The 17,719-nt window shown below is 62.2% G+C and carries 13 protein-coding genes; 8 read left to right on the top strand and 5 right to left on the bottom strand.

All coding sequences use genetic code 11. The annotated features are described in order from the left end of the window. The first annotated feature begins 1,386 nt into the window (after positions 1 to 1,386). A complete protein-coding gene (locus BQ8482_RS27730) occupies positions 1,387 to 3,300 on the top strand; it encodes an adenylate/guanylate cyclase domain-containing protein (RefSeq protein ID WP_123150512.1) in 1,914 nt (637 codons plus the stop codon). Here BQ8482_RS27730 and BQ8482_RS27725 read toward each other — a convergent pair. The 4 genes from BQ8482_RS27725 to BQ8482_RS27710 form a co-directional block, all read right to left on the bottom strand. Next, complete coding sequence (locus BQ8482_RS27725; RefSeq protein ID WP_244602995.1) at positions 3,297 to 3,824, bottom strand: YHS domain-containing (seleno)protein; 528 nt, start codon at positions 3,822 to 3,824, stop codon at positions 3,297 to 3,299. The genes BQ8482_RS27730 and BQ8482_RS27725 overlap by 4 nt on opposite strands. 301 nt (positions 3,825 to 4,125) lie before the next feature. Further along, positions 4,126 to 4,905 (bottom strand): ATP-binding cassette domain-containing protein, encoded by a 780-nt coding sequence (locus tag BQ8482_RS27720; protein ID WP_123150511.1) that lies wholly within the window; start codon positions 4,903 to 4,905, stop codon positions 4,126 to 4,128. Continuing rightward, a complete protein-coding gene (locus BQ8482_RS27715; RefSeq protein ID WP_123150748.1) occupies positions 4,898 to 7,153 on the bottom strand; it encodes an ABC transporter permease in 2,256 nt (751 codons plus the stop codon). The genes BQ8482_RS27720 and BQ8482_RS27715 overlap by 8 nt, the downstream gene beginning before the upstream one ends. Before the next feature lie 85 nt (positions 7,154 to 7,238). After that, the gene (locus tag BQ8482_RS27710) at positions 7,239 to 8,321 is read right to left on the bottom strand and encodes a substrate-binding domain-containing protein (protein WP_123150510.1); all 1,083 of its coding nucleotides are present in this window, start codon (positions 8,319 to 8,321) and stop codon (positions 7,239 to 7,241) included. A gap of 248 nt (positions 8,322 to 8,569) precedes the next feature. Between BQ8482_RS27710 and BQ8482_RS27705 the strand changes: the two genes are divergently transcribed. Both BQ8482_RS27705 and BQ8482_RS27700 read left to right on the top strand, forming a co-directional pair. After that, on the top strand, positions 8,570 to 9,973 hold the full coding sequence (locus BQ8482_RS27705) for a selenium-binding protein SBP56-related protein (RefSeq protein WP_123150509.1): 1,404 nt from the start codon (positions 8,570 to 8,572) through the stop codon (positions 9,971 to 9,973). Further along, positions 9,974 to 10,639: a hypothetical protein gene (locus tag BQ8482_RS27700; protein WP_123150508.1), complete on the top strand. Its 666-nt coding sequence runs from the start codon at positions 9,974 to 9,976 to the stop codon at positions 10,637 to 10,639. It begins immediately after the preceding gene. Here the strand turns inward: BQ8482_RS27700 and BQ8482_RS27695 are convergent. After that, the gene (locus BQ8482_RS27695; protein WP_123150507.1) at positions 10,636 to 11,061 is read right to left on the bottom strand and encodes a L,D-transpeptidase; all 426 of its coding nucleotides are present in this window, start codon (positions 11,059 to 11,061) and stop codon (positions 10,636 to 10,638) included. The two genes, BQ8482_RS27700 and BQ8482_RS27695, sit on opposite strands and share 4 nt — an antisense overlap. Before the next feature lie 239 nt (positions 11,062 to 11,300). Here BQ8482_RS27695 and BQ8482_RS27690 point away from each other — a divergent pair, with 239 nt between their 5' ends. The 5 genes from BQ8482_RS27690 (at position 11,301) to BQ8482_RS27670 (ending at position 17,669) form a co-directional block, all read left to right on the top strand. Next, positions 11,301 to 12,581, top strand: coding sequence for an acetylornithine deacetylase/succinyl-diaminopimelate desuccinylase family protein (locus BQ8482_RS27690; RefSeq protein WP_123150747.1), 1,281 nt, complete (start codon positions 11,301 to 11,303; stop codon positions 12,579 to 12,581). Between the two features lie 130 nt (positions 12,582 to 12,711). Beyond that, positions 12,712 to 14,193, top strand: coding sequence for an ABC transporter substrate-binding protein (locus tag BQ8482_RS27685; RefSeq protein ID WP_123150506.1), 1,482 nt, complete (start codon positions 12,712 to 12,714; stop codon positions 14,191 to 14,193). A gap of 22 nt (positions 14,194 to 14,215) precedes the next feature. Next, positions 14,216 to 15,163, top strand: a complete 948-nt coding sequence (locus BQ8482_RS27680) for an ABC transporter permease (RefSeq protein ID WP_123150505.1) — start codon at positions 14,216 to 14,218, stop codon at positions 15,161 to 15,163. Then, positions 15,160 to 16,029, top strand: a complete 870-nt coding sequence (locus BQ8482_RS27675) for an ABC transporter permease (protein WP_123150504.1) — start codon at positions 15,160 to 15,162, stop codon at positions 16,027 to 16,029. The genes BQ8482_RS27680 and BQ8482_RS27675 overlap by 4 nt, the downstream gene beginning before the upstream one ends. After that, complete coding sequence (locus BQ8482_RS27670; protein WP_123150503.1) at positions 16,026 to 17,669, top strand: ABC transporter ATP-binding protein; 1,644 nt, start codon at positions 16,026 to 16,028, stop codon at positions 17,667 to 17,669. The genes BQ8482_RS27675 and BQ8482_RS27670 overlap by 4 nt, the downstream gene beginning before the upstream one ends. The last annotated feature ends 50 nt before the right edge of the window (positions 17,670 to 17,719 follow it).

The raw sequence follows: 17,719 nt of genomic DNA, 5'->3' as shown, positions 1-17,719 counted from the left end.
CATCTGCTTAGCCTTGTGAGCTTTATAATTCCCCAGATGAATGCCAGTTCCAACATCCCTGGAAGTCGACGTCGGACACACCTCATCGGCGGTTTGTTCGACCTTGCCAACCTCGGCTCACATGATCGCCGAGCGATTGCCTGCCTCTGGTTGCGATGCCGACGCGGGGCCGCCAACGACAGGTCGTGCTTCTGACTAAGGCTTGAATTGCCTCGACAACTCCGAGGCGGGCAGCGGCCCAGAGAGCTGGCACAGATGTTAAAGAGGCCGCTGATGCGCCCCTTCAGTGGTGTTCAGTTCGCCATGAGGGCAACTTAGGGCTGCTCGGGGTTCTCGTCGGCCAGTTCCTGCTCTCGCCGCTCAAGCTGCTTCTGAAGCTCCACCGCTAATGCGAAAAGCTTTGGTGGCAGAGTTTGGTCGGCCTCCATGCTCAATCGCTTACGTAGCTTCCGACGATTATCTTCCGAACTGATCAATTCCCGGAAGGCATGATCCCCATTTCGAGTTGCCATAACGGTTACCTTTAGTTTTGTGCGTAACTCATCGATTACTGAAGAGTTCCATAAAAGGTCCGAAATGTTTGCTAGGAGCTTCCGAGCGATATCAGCTAACTACGCTGGATTGAACGGAAAGCTACGAACAGGCCCAGGGCAGTAGCCGCCTCGACAATAGCCTCGGTTATCTCGTCTTGGATGCGACCAAATCAGGCGCAGCCTGCCGAATTTGGTTCAATGCCGCTTTAATCGAGACGGTGTCCCCATAGTCTGCCCTATTGAGGGTTGCGGTAATCGCCTAATCTAGAACTGGACTGACCCTTTGGACGATGCTCATCCACTTCCCCCCGGATAGCGATGGGGCAACAATAACGTGTCCGAAGCCAACGCGCGAAATTTCGGCTCACGACCCCAAGCGGTCATCTGCGGTGCAGGCGATGAACGTCTCAATTGAGCCCATTCCAGACCTTCCGGTGCATGCACAGCAAAGGGCCTTGCGGCGATACAATGCCTCCGACTTCTGCTATGGTGCATTCCTCGGGCATAGGTGGTCTTAAAGAACGCCGTCGTGGATCGCAAGCTTGCTGCCATTCTTGCTGCCGATGTGCTGGGCTACTCCGCGCTGATGGAGCGTGACGGCCAAGCAGGCGGCCGACGCGCGCATGTGGGCCGGGGTCCATTTTCGCTCCGATGTGGTTGCGGGCCAAAAGATCGGTGAGGGTGTGGCCGAGCAGGTCATAGCGTTCGCGGTTCCACCGCCCCAGCGGTGGGCGCGACGCTCGCCTTCGATTGGGGGCTCCTTGGGGCTAAGCACTACGGAGCCCTAGGTTCCGTAGTGCTTAGCCCAGAGCTATCGGAAAAAGGTGGCCGAAGCGCACGGGGGAGAGTCGGATTGTCAACCGAGCATGTAGAGCGGCGACTTACGGCCATTCTAGCGGCCGACATCTCCGGCTACAGCCGGCTGATGGGCAACGACGAGGAAGGTACGCTCGCCCAGCTGAAGGCGCATCGGCGTGCTCTGGTCGACCGAAAGATCAACGAACACCGCGGGCGGATTGTCAAGACCACCGGCGATGGGATGCTGGTCGAGTTCGCGAGTGTGGTCGAGGCCGTGCGCTGCGCCGTCGAGATCCAGCGCGGCATGGCGGAACGCAATGTCGCGGTGCCGGCAGGACAACGTATCGAGTTCCGCGTCGGCATCAATGTCGGCGACATCATCATCGAGGATGACGACATTTTCGGGGATGGCGTCAACGTGGCGGCTCGCTTGGAGGGGCTCGCGGAGCCTGGCGGCATCTGCGTCTCGGGCCGCGTGCAGGAAGACGTGCAAGGCAAGCTCGACATTGCCTTTGAGGATATCGGCGAACAGAAGCTCAAGAACATCGCTCGGCCGGTGCGCGCCTTTCGCGTGCGGCTCGACGCCACGGCCGCTCCGGCGCCCGCCGGCTGGCGCCGGGGATTGTTCGCCGCTCTGGCTCTGATGATTTTGCTTATTGTAGGCGCGCTGTGGGCCGGTCTTGGCTCTGAGTGGAAATTTCTCGGCATTCTGCGCTCTGGCGATCAATTCACAAAGAGTGCTGAAGTCAGCACGAAACCCGCGATCGCCATTCTCCCGTTCCTGAACCAGAGCGACGATTCGGCTCGTCAGTATTTCGCGGATGGATTGACGCAGGATATCATCAACGCACTGGGTCGGTTCTCCGCGCTGACCGTGATGTCGTGGAACGCCGTCTTCCCCTACAAGGGAAAGCCCGCAAGCCCGGAGGAGATCGGCCGCGGTCTCGCCGTCAGCTATCTGGTCGAAGGCAGCGTCCGCCAGACCGGCGACCGCGTGCGGGTCATCGCGCAACTCGTCGACACAAGGCAGGGACGGGTGATTTGGTCTGCACGCTTCGAGGAGGCGCTGGCGGACGTGTTCGCGCTGCAGGACAACATTGTCACTCGCATCGTCAGAGTCCTGGCGATTCGTGTGACCCAGATCGAACAAAATCGGGTGTTCGCGAAGCCAACCGAAAATCTCGCAGCCTATGATTACGTGCTGCGCGCCAGGCCGGCATTGCAGAGCCCGACGCATGCAAACAATGTGGAGGCGCGCGCCCTGCTCAGACGCGCCATCGAGCTTGACCCGAACTACGCTGCTGCATATGCGGCACTTGCCGAAACCTATCACATTGCCAGCTCGATGGGCTGGGCGGAATCGCCAACCGCCTTCCTGAGCCGTGCCGAGGAACTGGCAATCAAGGCGCTGAGCCTTGATGATTCCGACGTGCGCGCGCGCATCACTCTCGGCCACATCCACCTCTTTCGTCAGAGATACAACCAGGCAGAGGTTGAGATCGAGCGCGCCATTGCGATCAATCCGAACGATGCTCACGGCCTCGCCGGGCGCGGCACCATCCTGTTGTGGCTGGGACAGACGGATGCGGCGATCGAGGCCTTGGAGCAGGCGCAGCGTATCGACCCCGATCTCAATGCGATCGATCGCTTTGCGCTGAGCCTGGCCTACTATCTGAAACGGCGTTACGACGCGGCGATCGAACAGGCGGAACTTAGTCTTCGAACAACCGCAGGCGCGAACTTCAGCCGTATCCTGCTGGCGGCCGCCTATGCACAAGACGATCGAGCGGAGGACGCCGCGCGTGTCGTGACGATGATACGCCGCATCGACCCAACCTTCGACCCGCAGGAGTTCGGAACCAAGTTTCTAAGCTCTGGCGATCTCGAACATCTGCGCGACGGATTCCGCAAGGCCCGCCTCTACCCCGTCACAGGCGACCTGCCACCGGCCGAGAGAATGAACCGCTAATGTCCTTGAAGTAGCGCGCGGTTCTGGTTGGCCTTCGCGATGTTCGCAGCAAGGTCCTGCTGGAAGAGCGCGGGTCCCATCGGGGCCGGTTTGCCGAAAATATAAAGCTTTCCGTCGCTGATCAGCCAGTTCTCCGGGTTGGCCTCGTCGAGCTCGCCCAGGGCCAGCGCCATTGCACAAAAATTTCCGAACTCTGGCGCGTAGCGAACAGGATCGGCCTTGAAAAGCTCGCGATGCTCGGCGTTCGCGAAGAGGTAGCGGTGCTCATCCCATTCGTACTCGATCTCCGGCAGCCCGCGCGTGGGGCTTCCGATGGTGAAATAGGCGACCGGGTCATAACCCTTGATCGCCAGCGGAACCGCTTCCGTGGCAAAAGAGGGCATCGAGGTCGCAAACAGGGCGGCTGTGACCGCCAGAACGAGGCGAATGGCATTTCGCCGAGAGACATTGTGCATGGCGAATTCCCTGATTTGACCGTCCCGGGCCGCTACCAGCCCCGCGGCAAGCGAAGCCGTCTGCGTCATTCCGTTCGGGCACTAATTATCGCTCTTGTAGCGCTCGGCCGCAACACGTTTCGGAGATTTTCGGAGTTCGAGTGTGGTCAGGCCAGCGCCCATTGCAGGGGCGCCGGGCTCCATTCTTCGTCTGCTTAGTCCGCATCGCGGTCATTCGTGCTCATCGCATTGAGGGACTGCTTCCCACCCTTACCTGACATCCGGCATTCTTCGAGTGAACGACCAATCTCGGGCCACAACCTCGATGGACTTAGAGCGGGTGGTTTTAGCCGCATTTCTGTGACGCCAGCAGAAAAGTGATCCTGATCGGTCAAAGCATTGCCTCATCGGCCGTAAGTGCGTGCTCTCGCGTGCCGGAGACGATGATCTCCAGGACCTCATGCTCGTCGGTGTTTTTGATGTAGCGATCGCCGACGTTCTCGCCGCGCTTCAGCACCATCACGCGATCGCCCACAGCGAAGATGTCAACGAGGCGGTGGGAGATGATGATCTGGGCAACGCCCTGCTTTTTCAGTTCCAGCATGGTCTCGAGCAGCCGCTCCGTCGCCATCACCGAGAGATTGGCGGTCGGCTCGTCGAGGATCACCACGCGCGGCTGGAAGGAGATAGCGCGGGCAATCGCCACCGATTGCTGGCGGCCGCCCGACAGGCTCTCGACCTTTTGATAGACGGAGTTCACGTCGACCTTGAGCCGCTTCAGCACACTGTCGGCTTCCGCGTACATTTTCCGCCGATTGACGAAAAGGCCCCTGAGCGGCCAACGGCCAAGAAAGATATTCTGACCGACATCCATATTCCCGCAAAGAGCGAAATCCTGGTAGATCATCTCGATGCCGGCGTCGCGGCTTTCGTGCGGGCTCTTGAAGTGCACCGGCTGCCCGGCGACGAAGACCTCGCCGGCGTCGCGCTGGTAGGCGCCGGTCAGGATCTTCATCAGCGTCGATTTGCCGGCCGAGTTGTCGCCGACGAGGCCCAGGATCTCGCCGGGATAGAGCACGAGGTCGACGTTGCGGAGCGCCTGCACCGCACCGAAGGCTTTTTCGATGCCCCGCATTTCTACGATCGGTGCAGGCGTGGTCGGGTCACGCATGGGTGGTCTCCGCCGTTTTTGTGCGCCGCGCGAGGCGCGCCCGCAGGCGGCCGAAGATGTTGGCCTGGCGCACCCAGATGTCGATCAGCACCGCCACGATCAGGATGCCGCCGATGAAGACGTTGATCCAGTGCTGCGGCATCGTGAAACCCTGAACGTTGAGCTGCAGCAGCGCCCGGATCAGGGTGATCACCGCCGCCCCGGCGAGCGCCCCGATCACGGTGCCGTAGCCGCCGAAGATCGAACCGCCGCCGATGATCACCGAAGCGATGGCGTCGAGCTCGCGGAACTGGCCGGCCACCGGGTTGAAGCTGCGGAAGTAGGCAACGTTGATGATCCCGGCCATTGTCGCGCAGAGCGCCGCCAGAATAAGCGCGAGAAAACGCACCCGGTTGGTATTGATTCCGGCATAAGCGGCGGCGCGAATATTGCCGCCGGTTGCATAGACCTTCTGCCCGAACGGCATGTAGGCGAGCACGACGCCGGCGATGAGGGCGACGAACAGCATCCAGATGGTCTGGACGCTCACCACCTCAGCGATCGAGCGCAGCAGCCCGTCCGGCAGCGAGATGCGGTAGTGCAGCAGGATGTCGTTCACCTTGCGGCCAAGCAGGTTGTAGCCCTCGGGCCAGCCGGTGAGCTGCTGCCCGGCTACGAACCAGGCGGCGAGGCCGCGGGCGATGTAGAACATGCCGAGCGTGGCGATGAAGGCCGGCAGCTTGAAGCCGACGGTGACGATCGCGTTGACGAGGCCGGCGCACATGCCCGCGAGCAGGCCCATCGCCACGGCGGTCACGGGGTCGGCGCCAAGGACCTTGAGGAAATAGGCGGCGGTGCTGCCGGCGAGAGCGAGCACCGCCCCGACGGAGAGATCGATATCGCCGGCGGCGATGACGTAGGTGAGTCCGATGGTGATCAGCGCAAGCTCGGTGTAGTTGAGCAAGATCGCGAAGCTGTTGGACAGGTTCCACCAGTAGTCCGGCCGGAGCGCGAGGCCGGTCAGCCACAGGAGCGCGGTCAGGATGATGGCGAGCGCGTCGCGCCGAGCGAGGAACTTGCCGAACCCGGTGGCCGACAGCGCCATGTCGGTCGCCATCGCCCCCTTGGTCTGCACTCCCTCGATCGCGATGCCGCCGATCTCGTAGGCCGGTGGCGGCGGCCGGTCGCGGAGCCAGGCCCAGAGGCGCCCTGCCACCTGGCGGCGGATGAGATAGGGCTCGATGAGCACCGCGACGACGAGCAGCAGCCCGAGGAACACCGGCACCGCGCCGACCGGTAGCGAGAAAACGGCATTGACCGTGATCTCCTCGTCGCCGATCTTGATGATGCGCGTGATCGGCCAGCCCTCGCGCAATACCTTGTCGAGCAGCACCACCAGCAGGGCGCCAAGGCAGGATCCGGCGACCCGGCCGCGGCCGCCGAGGATCGAGGCGCCGCCGATGATCACGGCGGCAATGACGGTCAGCTCACCGCTGACGCCGTAGAGGGGCGTCACGCCCTTGTCCTGGGCAGCTGACATCAAGCCGGCCAGCGCCGCGCAGAGCGAGGAGATCAGGAAGGCTCGGATGCGCACCCAGTTGGTCGGGATGCCGGCATAGGACGCCGCCTGCTCGTTGCCGCCGGTGGCGAAGGTCTCGTAGCCCCAGCGCGTCTTGGCAAGCACATAGGCGCCGATCACGGCGACAACGAGGAAGATCACGATCTGGTTGTTGAAGCCGAGGAGGTTGGTCTCGCCGAGGTGAAAAAAACCCGGATAGCCGGTCGCCTTGGCAGGGTAGTAGATCGCCTGGCCGTGAGTGAGCGCCAGCACGAAGCCGCGGCCGATGAAGAGGACGGTCAGCGTGGCGATGAACGCCGGCACCTTCAGGATGGTGACGAGCACGCCGTTGATCAGCCCGATCAGCGTGCCGAGCAGCAGGCAGAGGATCGCCGACGTGACGACGCCGAGGTCAAGGAAGTTCGGCGCGAACAGCCTGGCAAAGACGACGGCGACTAGGCCGTAAGTTGAACCGACTGAAAGATCGAGGTCCTTGTTGACGATGACGAAGGTCACTCCGACCGCGATTATGGCAACCCGCGAGGTGTCGCGGAGCAGCGAGTGAAACGCCCCTGTTGACCCGAAGAACGCGGGATTGACGAGAGCGCCGCCGAGATAGAGCAGCAAAAGCAAGGCAACGAGCCCCACCTCCCAGCCGCCGACAATCTGGGACGGCGCACGGCCAAGTGATGTGGTCGCGGTAAGCGCCATGGTCTCTTCTGGTCGATTTCCCTGCTGCCGCATTTGCGGGAGAGCTTGCGCCCTCCCGCAATGATTTCAGACGTTCCGAGCGGCCTCAGTTCTCGAAGCGCTTGCCGACGTCCTCGACGGTCTCCTTCGTCACCAGTTGGGCGCGTGTGTCGAGGTTGGCCGCCGCGATGCCGCGGTCGATCTCCAGATAGAGCTGCATGACCGGCCAGAAGCCCTGCAAGAAGGGCTGCTGCCCGAGCGCGCCGGTCAGATCGCCGCTCTTCATCGCATCCTGCTGGGCCGGGCCCAGGTCGAAACCGTAGGCGCAGATCTTGCCGGTCATTCCGGTCTGAGCGACGGCCTTGGCAAGCGCCGGCGTGAACACGTTGTTGCCGGCGAACGCGCCAACGACATCGCCGCGCGATTCGAACAGCGTCACGATGCCGTTCACCGGGTCATTCGGATTGGTGTCTATACCGGTGTTCTCCGGACCCGCGTCGACCTTGAAGGCATCAAGCTTGCCGGCATCCTTCAAGCCCTTGACGATGGCGTTGAAAGCCGAAGTGACGCGATTGTTCACCTCGATGTTGCCCATTGCGGTCGACGACGGCAGGACGATCGAACCCTTCTCGATACCCTTGTCCGCGAGGCACTTGACGAGCGCCTCGCCGGCGATTGCGGCAGCGGAGGCGTCCTGGCCAGTGTGGCCGATGCCGCTGCGGTTGAGGATCGTGCCGTCAAAGGAATTGGTCGTAGCGATCGGTATGCCCTTCGCCTCAGCGGCCTTGACGATGTCGTTATAGGCGCCGACCTGGGGCGTTGTCATGATCAGCCCGTCGATCGTCGGATCCTGCACGATCTGGTTCAGGATTTCGATCTCGCGGGCAGGATCGTCGGTCGGCGATTCCGAGCCGAGCAGCAGGACCTTGGCGCCGATCAGGTTGCCGGCGACGGTCGCGCCGACGTAGACCGGATCGAAGAAGCCATTGCCGGCAGTGTGTGTCACGATAGCGAAAGTGAGGTGACCATCGGCCGAATGGAAGTCCTTGGTAGCGGGGGCCTCCTTTGCGGCTTCTTCGAAGCTGTAGCCGCCGACGGCCTTGTCGACGCCGCCCGATTGTGCGTAGGCGTTCGATACGCCGAGCGATAACGCCGCGGCACACGCCGCGAGCGAGAAAATGCGTTTCATGATTTTCCTCCCTTGCAACCAACGGTCGGAAGCCGTTCGGGCGCATTTATTCAGGATTCCGAATGCTTCCTCCCACCCCGTATATTCTGCCCAAAGTCTGCCCACGTAAATAGTGCTAGCGCGACGCGGTGTCAGACAGACGAGGAGACTTGGTGTATTATGGTCCCTACCTGGGCCGCATTTCAAAAGGGAGCGACACAGAGAGCACCAAGAATAAAGTTTCACAAACGCGTAGGGAGGATACCGCGATGAATCTGCGACCAGACCCCACATTCTATGCGTCACCGAAGCTGGCTATGGAAGGGCCGCCGGAAACTCTGGCCTACACGATGATGCTTAGCCCGGACTTCTCGCAACCCGACGGCCTGGCTGTGGTGAATGTCGATCCAAATTCGCCGGATTTCGGCAAGATCGTCCACACTGTGATCATGCCGAACAAGGGCGATGAGTTTCATCACTTCGGCTGGAATGCGTGTTCTTCGGCGCTATCACCACTGACTGGCCACGCTTTTCTGGAGCGTCGTTATCTGATCATTCCGGGCATGCGTTCGTCGCGCATCTACATAATTGATGTGAAGGGCGGGCCGACAGCCGCCAAGATTCACAAGATCATCGAACCCGCAGAAGTCTTTGCCAAGACGGGCTATTCCCGCCCGCATACGATCCACTGCGGCCCCGAGGGCATCTATGTCTCGACCCTGGGCGGCGGCGGCAAGGACGGTACCGACGGTCCTCCGGGCATTTTCATCATGGATTGCCAGACCTTCGATGTCATTGGCCGCTATGAGATAGATCGTGGCGCCCAGGACAAGCACTACGATTTCTGGTGGAACCTGCCGCGCGACTACATGGTCAGTTCCGAATGGGCCCTGCCGCCGCAGTTCGAAAACGGCATCGTCCCGGAGGATCTACTGTCCAACAAGTACGGCCACCGCATGCATTTCTGGGATCTGCGTGCGCGTAAGAACATTCAGACGATCGATCTGGGCGCCAATCACCAAATGGCGCTCGAAATCCGCCCGGCGCATGATCCAGTCCAGCAATACGGCTTCTGCGGCGTTGTGGTCGATACCACCAATCTCGAAGGCTCGATCTGGACTTGGTGGCGCGACGCAGATGGCAAGTTCCAGGCCAAGAAGACGGCGATCATCCCGCCTCAACCGGCCAATGCCGACGATCTGCCGGATCTTCTGAAGGGTTTCTCGGCGGTGCCCCCGCTGGTCACCGACATCGACCTCAGCCTCGACGACAAATATCTCTACGTGGCTTGTTGGGGTACGGGTGAAATGCATCAATACGATGTCAGCGACCCGATGAAGCCGGTTCTGGCGGGCAAGGTCGAACTGGGTGGGATCGTCAAGAAGACCAAGCACCCCTGTGGCAAGGTCTTCGGCTATGGGCCACAGATGGTCGAGATTAGCCGCGACGGCAAGCGTGTCTATTGGACCAATTCGCTCTATTCGACCTGGGACGATCAGTTCTATCCCGGCGAGCGCGGCGGGGCTATGGTGAAGGCCGATGTTGGCGCCAATGGTGGCCTGACGCTCGACACCAACTTCTTCGTCGAGTTCCCCAAAGGCTATCGAACGCACCAGATCCGACTTGAAGGCGGCGACTGCTCTACCGACAGTTTCTGCTACCCATCGGTCTAGGTGTCGCCCGAACTCCTTTCGACCACAGCCGGCCTCTGGTTTGCTGTGGTCGCCAGCGGGATTTACCATGGCGTAAACCCGGGTATGGGCTGGCCGCTTGCTGTTTCGGCCGCCCTGATGGAACGGCGAGCCTATGCGCTGCCGGGCGCACTCCTGGCGCTGGCGTTCGGGCATCTTGTCGCCATGACGGTGGTCCTCTTGCCCTTCGCGCTGATGACCGTGCTGGTTGATTGGCAAACCGAGATCCGCGTTGGCGCAGGTCTAATTGTCGTCGCGCTCGGAGTCTGGCTGCTCTTCAACCGGCGGCATCCTAGATTTCTGGCGCGCGTGCCGCCGTCGCGACTGGCGCTCTGGTCCTTTCTGGTCGCCGTCGCGCATGGCGCCGGCCTGATGCTGGTGCCGATCTACCTCGGCCTGTGCGGCGTCGTTGAAACGGATGCTGGGCACCGTGCCGCGACCGCCCTCATTGCACGAACTGCAGCGCTCTCGATCGGCGTGGCAGCGGTCCACACCGGCGCGATGATCACTGCGGGCGGCGCTTTGGCCTTCGGCGTCTATCGGTGGCTGGGATTAAGGTTTCTTTCGAAAAGCTGGTTTGATCTAGATGTGATCTGGGCGCTAAGCCTAGTTCTGGTCGGGGCGATCGGCGTGTTTTCCGCGCTCTAGTTGGTCACCACGATCCGCGTGTTGCGGAAGCCGGCTTGCCGCACCATCGAATAGAAGGCGGCGGCATTGGCCGGGTGCAGCCGCACGCAGCCATGCGACGCCGGGCGCCCGAGAGATTTTACCGCGCCGGTGCCATGGATGGCGTAGCCGCCGCGGTAGAATACCGAATGAGGCATCGGCGACATGTCGTATTTGCGCGAATACCACATCCGTGCCGTTCGTTGCGGCCGGTAGGTGCCGCGCGGCGTGATATAGCCTTTGCGCGCCGTGGATACGCGCCATCGGTAAACCGCCTGACCGTATCTTACAGTCATCGTCTGCGATGACACGTCGATCCTTGCAACCAGCTTGGCTGCCCAGCCCTCGACCGATGAACCGAGCAGCGTCGTTGCCAGTGCCGCTGCCATGAAAACGGTTTTCATGCGATCAAACCCCTTTGACTGCCCTTGCCTGCTTGCCTTCACGCAATTCTTCATCTTTTTAATCGCAGGTGAATGAGGTAACCACACACCTCTGACGAATTCACCAATCCAAAGCAGCGAATTTGAACGATTTCCCGCGATAGTTGCCGTGACGACACGTAACCACATAACTAGGGCGCGACCCGCCAACAGGCTTGCCAAAGCGCATCATTGGCTGCTCAATTCGCCGAATGAGCGAAATGAATGAACGGCTCCTGAAAGCGGTCGGTGATCGGGTCGACGACCTGGTCGCGTTGACCGCGGACCTGATTCGCTTTCCGACCATCAATCCGCCCGGCGAAGCCTATCGGCCATGCGCCGAATACGTCGGAGCGCGGCTGAAGAAGCGCGGTTTCGAAGTCGAATTCATCCGCGCCGAAGGCACGCCCGGTGACACCGACCGCTACCCGCGCGTCAATGTCGTCGCCCGCTTCGATGGCCGCTCGCCCGGCGCCTGCTTGCATTTCAACTCGCATATCGACGTGGTCGAAGCCGGCGACGGCTGGAGCCTCGATCCCTTCGCCGGCATTGTCAGGGATGGCAAGGTCTATGGCCGCGGCGCCTGCGACATGAAGGGCGGCCTGGCCTCGTCGATCATCGCCGCCGAGGCCTTCATGGAGGTCTTCCCCGATTTTCCGGGCGCCATCGAAATATCGGGCACGGTCGACGAGGAGTCCGGCGGCTTCGGCGGCGTCGCCCATCTGGCAAAGCTCGGCTATTTCTCCAAGCCGAAGGTCGACCACGTCATCATCCCCGAGCCGTTGAACAAGGACCGCATCTGCCTTGGCCATCGCGGCGTCTGGTGGGCGGAGATCGAGACCAAGGGGGAGATTGCGCACGGCTCGATGCCGTTCCTCGGCGACAACGCGGTGCGCCATATGGGTGCCGTGCTAAAGGCCTTCGAGGACGATCTGTTTCCGGCGCTCGACCGCAAGGTCACGCGCATGCCGGTCGTGCCCGACGGGGCCAAGCGCTCGACCATGAACATCAACTCGATCCACGGCGGCCAGACCGAGGATTTCCGGCCTGGCCTGCCCTCGCCCAACGTCCCCGATTCCTGCCGGCTGACCATCGACCGCCGCTTCCTGCTCGAAGAGGACCTCGGCACGGTCAAAAGCGAGGTGACCGATATCCTCGACCGGCTGAAGCGCGAGCGCAAGAAATTCGACTACGAGATCCGCGATCTCATGGAGGTGCTGCCGCTGATGACCGAGCGCGATGCGCCGGTGGTCAAGGCGGTGGCGCAAGGCATCATGGCGATATTCGACCACGAGCCCGACTATGTGATTTCGCCCGGCACCTACGACCAGAAGCACATTGCCCGCATCGGTCACATCTACGACTGCATCGCCTATGGCCCGGGCATTCTCGACCTCGCCCACAGGCCCGACGAATGGGTGGGGATATCAGACATGGTCGAATCGGCCAAGGTGATGGCGATCGGGCTCAACGTGCTGCTTAGGGGCGCGGGCGCTCGGTAGTCGGTGATGGGCGGAAAAACATTCCTGCCGGCGCTGCCGGAAAACACGAAACGCAATTTACTCGTTGGTGAAATCACGCTTCTATCCACCGGGTTTTGAGCATGTTTTTGAGCATATCGGGAGTTGCACGATGAAATTGTGGAAAACCATTCTCACCGCCGCGGCCCTGGTGCTGTCTGCCGGAACATCGGCATTTGCCGCGCGGACCGATCTGGTCATCGGCATTACGCTCGAACCTCCGCATCTCGATCCGACCGCAGGTGCTGCGGCCGCGATCGACGAAGTGCTTTACGCCAATATGTTCGAGGGGCTGACCCGCATCGGTCCGAACGGCGAGGTGCTGCCGGATCTGGCCGAAAGCTGGATGATTTCCGACGACGGCAAGGTCTACACATTCAAGCTGCATACCGGCGTCAAATTCCATGACGGCACCGACTTCAATGCCGACGACGTGAAATTCTCGCTCGACCGCGCCCGTGCCGACAACTCCGTCAACGCACAAAAGGGCCTGTTCGCCGCCATCGATACGGTCGATGTGGTCGATCCGGCGACGGTCAAGATCACGCTGAAGAACCCGCAAAGTTCGTTCCTCTACAATATGGGCTGGGGCGACGCGGTCATCGTTGCGCCGGAGACAGCCGACACCAACAAGGAAAAGCCTGTCGGCACCGGCCCGTTCAGGTTCCAAAACTGGGCCAAGGGCTCGTCGATCACGCTGATCAAGTCCGACACTTACTGGGGCGCCCCGGTGTCCCTCGACAAGGCAGAGTTCCGCATTGTTCCCGATGCCGCTGCCGCTGTGCCGGCTTTGCTTTCCGGCGACATCCAGGCCTTTCCCTTCTTCCCCGATCCCGACAGTGTCGCCCAGATCAAGGACGACCCACGCTTCAAGGTGGTGATCGGCGCGACCGAGGGCGAAACCATTCTCTCGATCAACAACAAGAAGCCGCCTTTCGACAAGCTGCAGGTCAGGCAGGCGATTTCGTTTGCGCTCGACCGCAAGGCGATCATCGACGGCGCCTCGGCCGGTCTGGGTGTGCCGATCGGCTCGCACATGTCGCCCGCCAACAAGGCCTATGTCGACCTCACCGGCCTCTATCCGCACAATGTCGAGAAAGCCAAGGAACTCTTGAAGGAAGCCGGCCTGGAGAACGGCTTCAAGGCGACGCTGAAACTGCCGCCGCCTCCCTATGCGCGGCTTGGCGGCGAGATCATAGCGTCGCAGCTTCGCGATGTCGGCATCGATCTGCAGATCGTGCCCGTGGAATGGGCGCAGTGGCTGGATCAGGTCTTCACCAAGAAGGACTACGACCTGACCATCGTCTCCCACACCGAGCCCAACGACATCGATATCTATTCGCGCAAGGATTATTACTTCAACTATGACAACCCGACCTTCGACAAGATCATCGCCGATCTGAGCCTCACCTCTGATGAGGCCAAGCGCATGACGCTGCTCGGCGAGGCGCAGAAGATACTGGCCGACGATGCCGTGGTCGGCTTCCTCTACGAATTGCCGAAAGCCGGCGTCTGGGACGCCAAGCTCGAGGGTTTTTGGGAAAACGCCCCGATCCAGGCCAACGACCTGACCAAGGTGAAGTGGACGGAGTGAGGGGGCGCAGCGGTCCTCCCCCATGACCGCCTATCTTCTCAGACGTCTCGTCATCGCGCTCATCACGCTGGTTCTGGCCTCGATGGTTGTCTTTGCCGTGCTGGAGGTCATTCCCGGTGACCCGGCGCGGCTGATGCTTGGCCTGAACGCCAGCGCCGACCAGGTCGAGTTGCTGCGCAACCAGATGGGGCTCAACGCGCCCCTTGCGCTGCGCTATCTGCGCTGGGCCGGCGGCTTGCTGAGCCTCGATTTCGGCCGCTCCTACACCTATTCGGTGCCGGTCATCGACCTGGTCCGCGAGCGCGTCGTCGTCTCGCTGCCGCTGGCGCTGATCGCGCTGGCGCTGTCCACCATCATTGCCATTCCGATCGGACTGTTCTCAGCCGGCCGGCACGGGCGGGCCGGCGACACGATTGCGATGGGCGCCGCCCAGCTTGGTGTCGCCGTGCCGAACTTCTGGTTTGCGCTGATGCTGATCTACCTCTTCGCCGTCTGGCTGCGGCTGGTGCCATCAGGCGGCTTTCCGGGCTGGAGCGCCGGCGTCTGGCCGGCGCTGAAATCGCTGATCCTGCCGGCGATCGCGCTCGCTCTGCCGCAAGCGGCGATCCTCGCCCGCGTCACCCGCTCGGCGCTGATCGAAGTGCTGAACGAGGACTACATCCGCACCGCCCGCGCCAAGGGCCTGCCCTTTCGCGCGGTGCTGTGGCGGCACGCGCTGCGCAACGCGATGATCCCGGTGCTGACCATTCTCGGCCTGCAGTTCGCCTTCCTGCTCGCCGGCACCATCATCATCGAGAACGTCTTTTACCTGCCCGGCCTTGGCCGGCTGGTGTTCCAGGCGATCACCCAGCGCGACCTGATCGTCGTCGAAAGCGTCGTCACGCTGCTGGTTGCCGCCGTCATCGCGGTCAACCTGCTTGTCGATCTCTCCTATGCGGTCGTCGATCCGCGTCTGAGAAGCCGCCAATGACGCTGCGCTTCGACATCCCAGAGGAAAATTTTGCCGACATCCTCGTCAAGGCCTTCACCAACCGCTCGTTCCTCGCCGGCTTCGTCATCACCATAGTGGTGGCAGCGGTCGCTATCGTCTCGTTCTTCTGGACGCCTTTTGACGTCACCAGGCTGATCATCGCCGACAAGACCCAGGCACCCTCGCCGGCACACTGGTTCGGCACCGACCATTTCGGTCGCGACATTCTTTCCATGATCATGGTCGGCGCCCGCAATTCGATCGCCGTGGCGCTGGTCGCTGTCGGCATAGGCATGGGCGTAGGCGTGCCGCTCGGCGCCTTCGCCGCGGCGCGCGGCGGCATCGTCGACGAAGCGGTGATGCGGCTGAACGATCTCGTCTTCGCCTTCCCTGCCCTGCTTTCGGCGATCATGATCACCGCCATCTTCGGGCCGGGCGCACTCAACGCCATCATCGCCATCGGCATTTTCAACATCCCGGTCTTCGCCCGCGTCGCCCGGGCCGGTGCGCTGGCGATCTGGCCGCGCGAATTCATCCTTGCCGCGCGCGCCGCCGGCAAAGGCAAAACGCTAATCACGCTGGAGCATGTGCTGCCCAACATCGTCACATTGCTCCTGGTGCAAGGCACCATTCAGTTCGCGCTCGGCATCCTGGCCGAAGCCGGGCTTTCCTACGTCGGGCTCGGCACACAGCCGCCAATGCCGAGTTGGGGGCGGATGCTGTTCGACGCGCAGACCCGCATGGTGGCGGCGCCGTGGATGGCGATCTTTCCAGGCATGGCGATCGTCGTCACCGTGCTTGGCCTGAACCTGCTCGGCGATGGGATTGCCGACATCCTCGACCCAAAATCGCGGCGGCAGCGATGAGCCTGCTCGAAATCCAGAGATTGTCGCTGAGCATCGGCGACACGCCGATCCTGAGGGATATCGAGCTCTCCGTCGCGCCCGGCGAGGTGATGGGGCTGGTCGGTGAATCCGGCTCGGGCAAGTCGATAACGGCGCTGACGGTGATGCGGCTTCTGCCCTGGGCGGCGCGCGCCACCGGGCGCGTCGTCTTCGACGGCATCGACATCCTTGCGGCCAGCGAAGACCAGATGTGCGCGCTGCGCGGCGACGATATCGGCATGGTTTTCCAGGAGCCGATGACGGCACTCAATCCGGTCAAGACCATTGGCGAGCAGGTCGCCGAAGGCATCCGCTGGCACACCAAGGCGAGCCGCGCCGACGCCGAGGACCGCGCGCGAAAAATGCTCGACCGGGTCGGCCTGCCGGCGGCACAGTTCCCGCTGTCGCGCTATCCACACGAGCTTTCCGGCGGTCAGCGCCAGCGCGTCGTCATCGCCATTGCCTGCGCGCTGAAACCCAAGCTGCTGATCGCCGACGAGCCGACGACGGCGCTCGACGTCGTGCTGCAGGCGCAGATCCTCGACCTGTTGCGCGACCTGGTCGCAGAGAACCGCATGGGCTTGCTCTTGATCTCGCACGATCTCGCGGTGGTGACCGAGATGGCGGATCGCATCACCATCCTGCGCCACGGCGAAGTGATGGAGGCCGGCGACACGGCGCGCACTTTGTCCGAGCAGCTCCATGCCTACACCCGGCAGCTGGCGCAGGCCTCGATGCATGTGCCGGCGCGTGCCAGGACGCACGAGGTCGGCCAAGACAACCCCCAGCTCCAGGCTGCCAAACCTTTTCTTCAGGTGGACAGCGTGACGCGGGACTATCCGGGACGGCGCAAATCGCTGCTGAAGCGCGCGGCCCCGATCCGCGCCGTCGACGATGTCTCGTTCTCGATTGATCCCGGGCAGTCTGTGGCGCTGGTCGGGCGTTCCGGTTGCGGCAAGTCCACGCTTGCCCGCATGGTCCTGGCGCTGGACGGGCCGACATCGGGAACGATCCGGTTTCGCGGTCAGGTCATCACCGGCAAGAGCGAGGCTGAGCTCAAGCCGGCGCGGCGCGACATGCAGGTGGTGTTCCAGGACCCCTACGGCTCCTTCGATCCGCGCCAGAAGGTCGAAAAACTGGTCGCCGAGCCACTGCATGTCCTCGAGAAGAAGCCGACGGATGCGGAACGGCGCGAGATGGTGGCAAAGGCCTTGCACGAGGTCGGCCTTAGTCCACGCGACATGGACAAATATCCGCACGAGTTTTCGGGTGGCCAGCGCCAGCGCCTGTCGATCGCCCGCGCCATCATCACCCGCCCCAAGCTGGTCGTCGCCGACGAGCCGGTCTCGGCGTTGGATGTCTCGATCCGCGCCCAAATTCTCGACCTGTTCGCCGAGCTGAACCAAAAGCTCGGCGTTGCCTATCTATTTATCACCCACGATCTGACCGTTGCCCGCGCCATCACCGATCAGGTGATGGTCATGCATGACGGCAAGATCGTCGAGCGCGGCAGGACGAGCGAGGTTCTCGACCATCCGCAGTCCGAAGCCGCCAAGGCGCTGGTCGCAGCCGCTCCCGATTTGCATCGGGCGATCGCGAAACGGCTGCAGGAACAGGGGTGAGCGGCTTCGTGGCACGGCTAATTCGTCGGGCGCACGGGCGGGAGAATGGC

It is taken from the genome of Mesorhizobium delmotii, from assembly GCF_900149755.1.
Taxonomy (GTDB): domain Bacteria; phylum Pseudomonadota; class Alphaproteobacteria; order Rhizobiales; family Rhizobiaceae; genus Mesorhizobium; species Mesorhizobium delmotii.
Note: the sequence above shows the minus strand (reverse complement) of the source record. Positions and strands in the feature narration are given on the sequence as shown.

Coding starts and splice junctions, on each gene's coding strand:
- BQ8482_RS27725 (WP_244602995.1), bottom strand. CDS start 3,824: ATGACGCAGACGGCTTCGCTTGCCGCGGGGCTGGTAGCGGCCCGGGAC.
- BQ8482_RS27720 (WP_123150511.1), bottom strand. CDS start 4,905: ATGCGTGACCCGACCACGCCTGCACCGATCGTAGAAATGCGGGGCATC.
- BQ8482_RS27715 (WP_123150748.1), bottom strand. CDS start 7,153: ATGGCGCTTACCGCGACCACATCACTTGGCCGTGCGCCGTCCCAGATT.
- BQ8482_RS27710 (WP_123150510.1), bottom strand. CDS start 8,321: ATGAAACGCATTTTCTCGCTCGCGGCGTGTGCCGCGGCGTTATCGCTC.
- BQ8482_RS27705 (WP_123150509.1), top strand. CDS start 8,570: ATGAATCTGCGACCAGACCCCACATTCTATGCGTCACCGAAGCTGGCT.
- BQ8482_RS27695 (WP_123150507.1), bottom strand. CDS start 11,061: ATGAAAACCGTTTTCATGGCAGCGGCACTGGCAACGACGCTGCTCGGT.
- BQ8482_RS27690 (WP_123150747.1), top strand. CDS start 11,301: ATGAATGAACGGCTCCTGAAAGCGGTCGGTGATCGGGTCGACGACCTG.
- BQ8482_RS27685 (WP_123150506.1), top strand. CDS start 12,712: ATGAAATTGTGGAAAACCATTCTCACCGCCGCGGCCCTGGTGCTGTCT.
- BQ8482_RS27680 (WP_123150505.1), top strand. CDS start 14,216: ATGACCGCCTATCTTCTCAGACGTCTCGTCATCGCGCTCATCACGCTG.
- BQ8482_RS27675 (WP_123150504.1), top strand. CDS start 15,160: ATGACGCTGCGCTTCGACATCCCAGAGGAAAATTTTGCCGACATCCTC.
- BQ8482_RS27670 (WP_123150503.1), top strand. CDS start 16,026: ATGAGCCTGCTCGAAATCCAGAGATTGTCGCTGAGCATCGGCGACACG.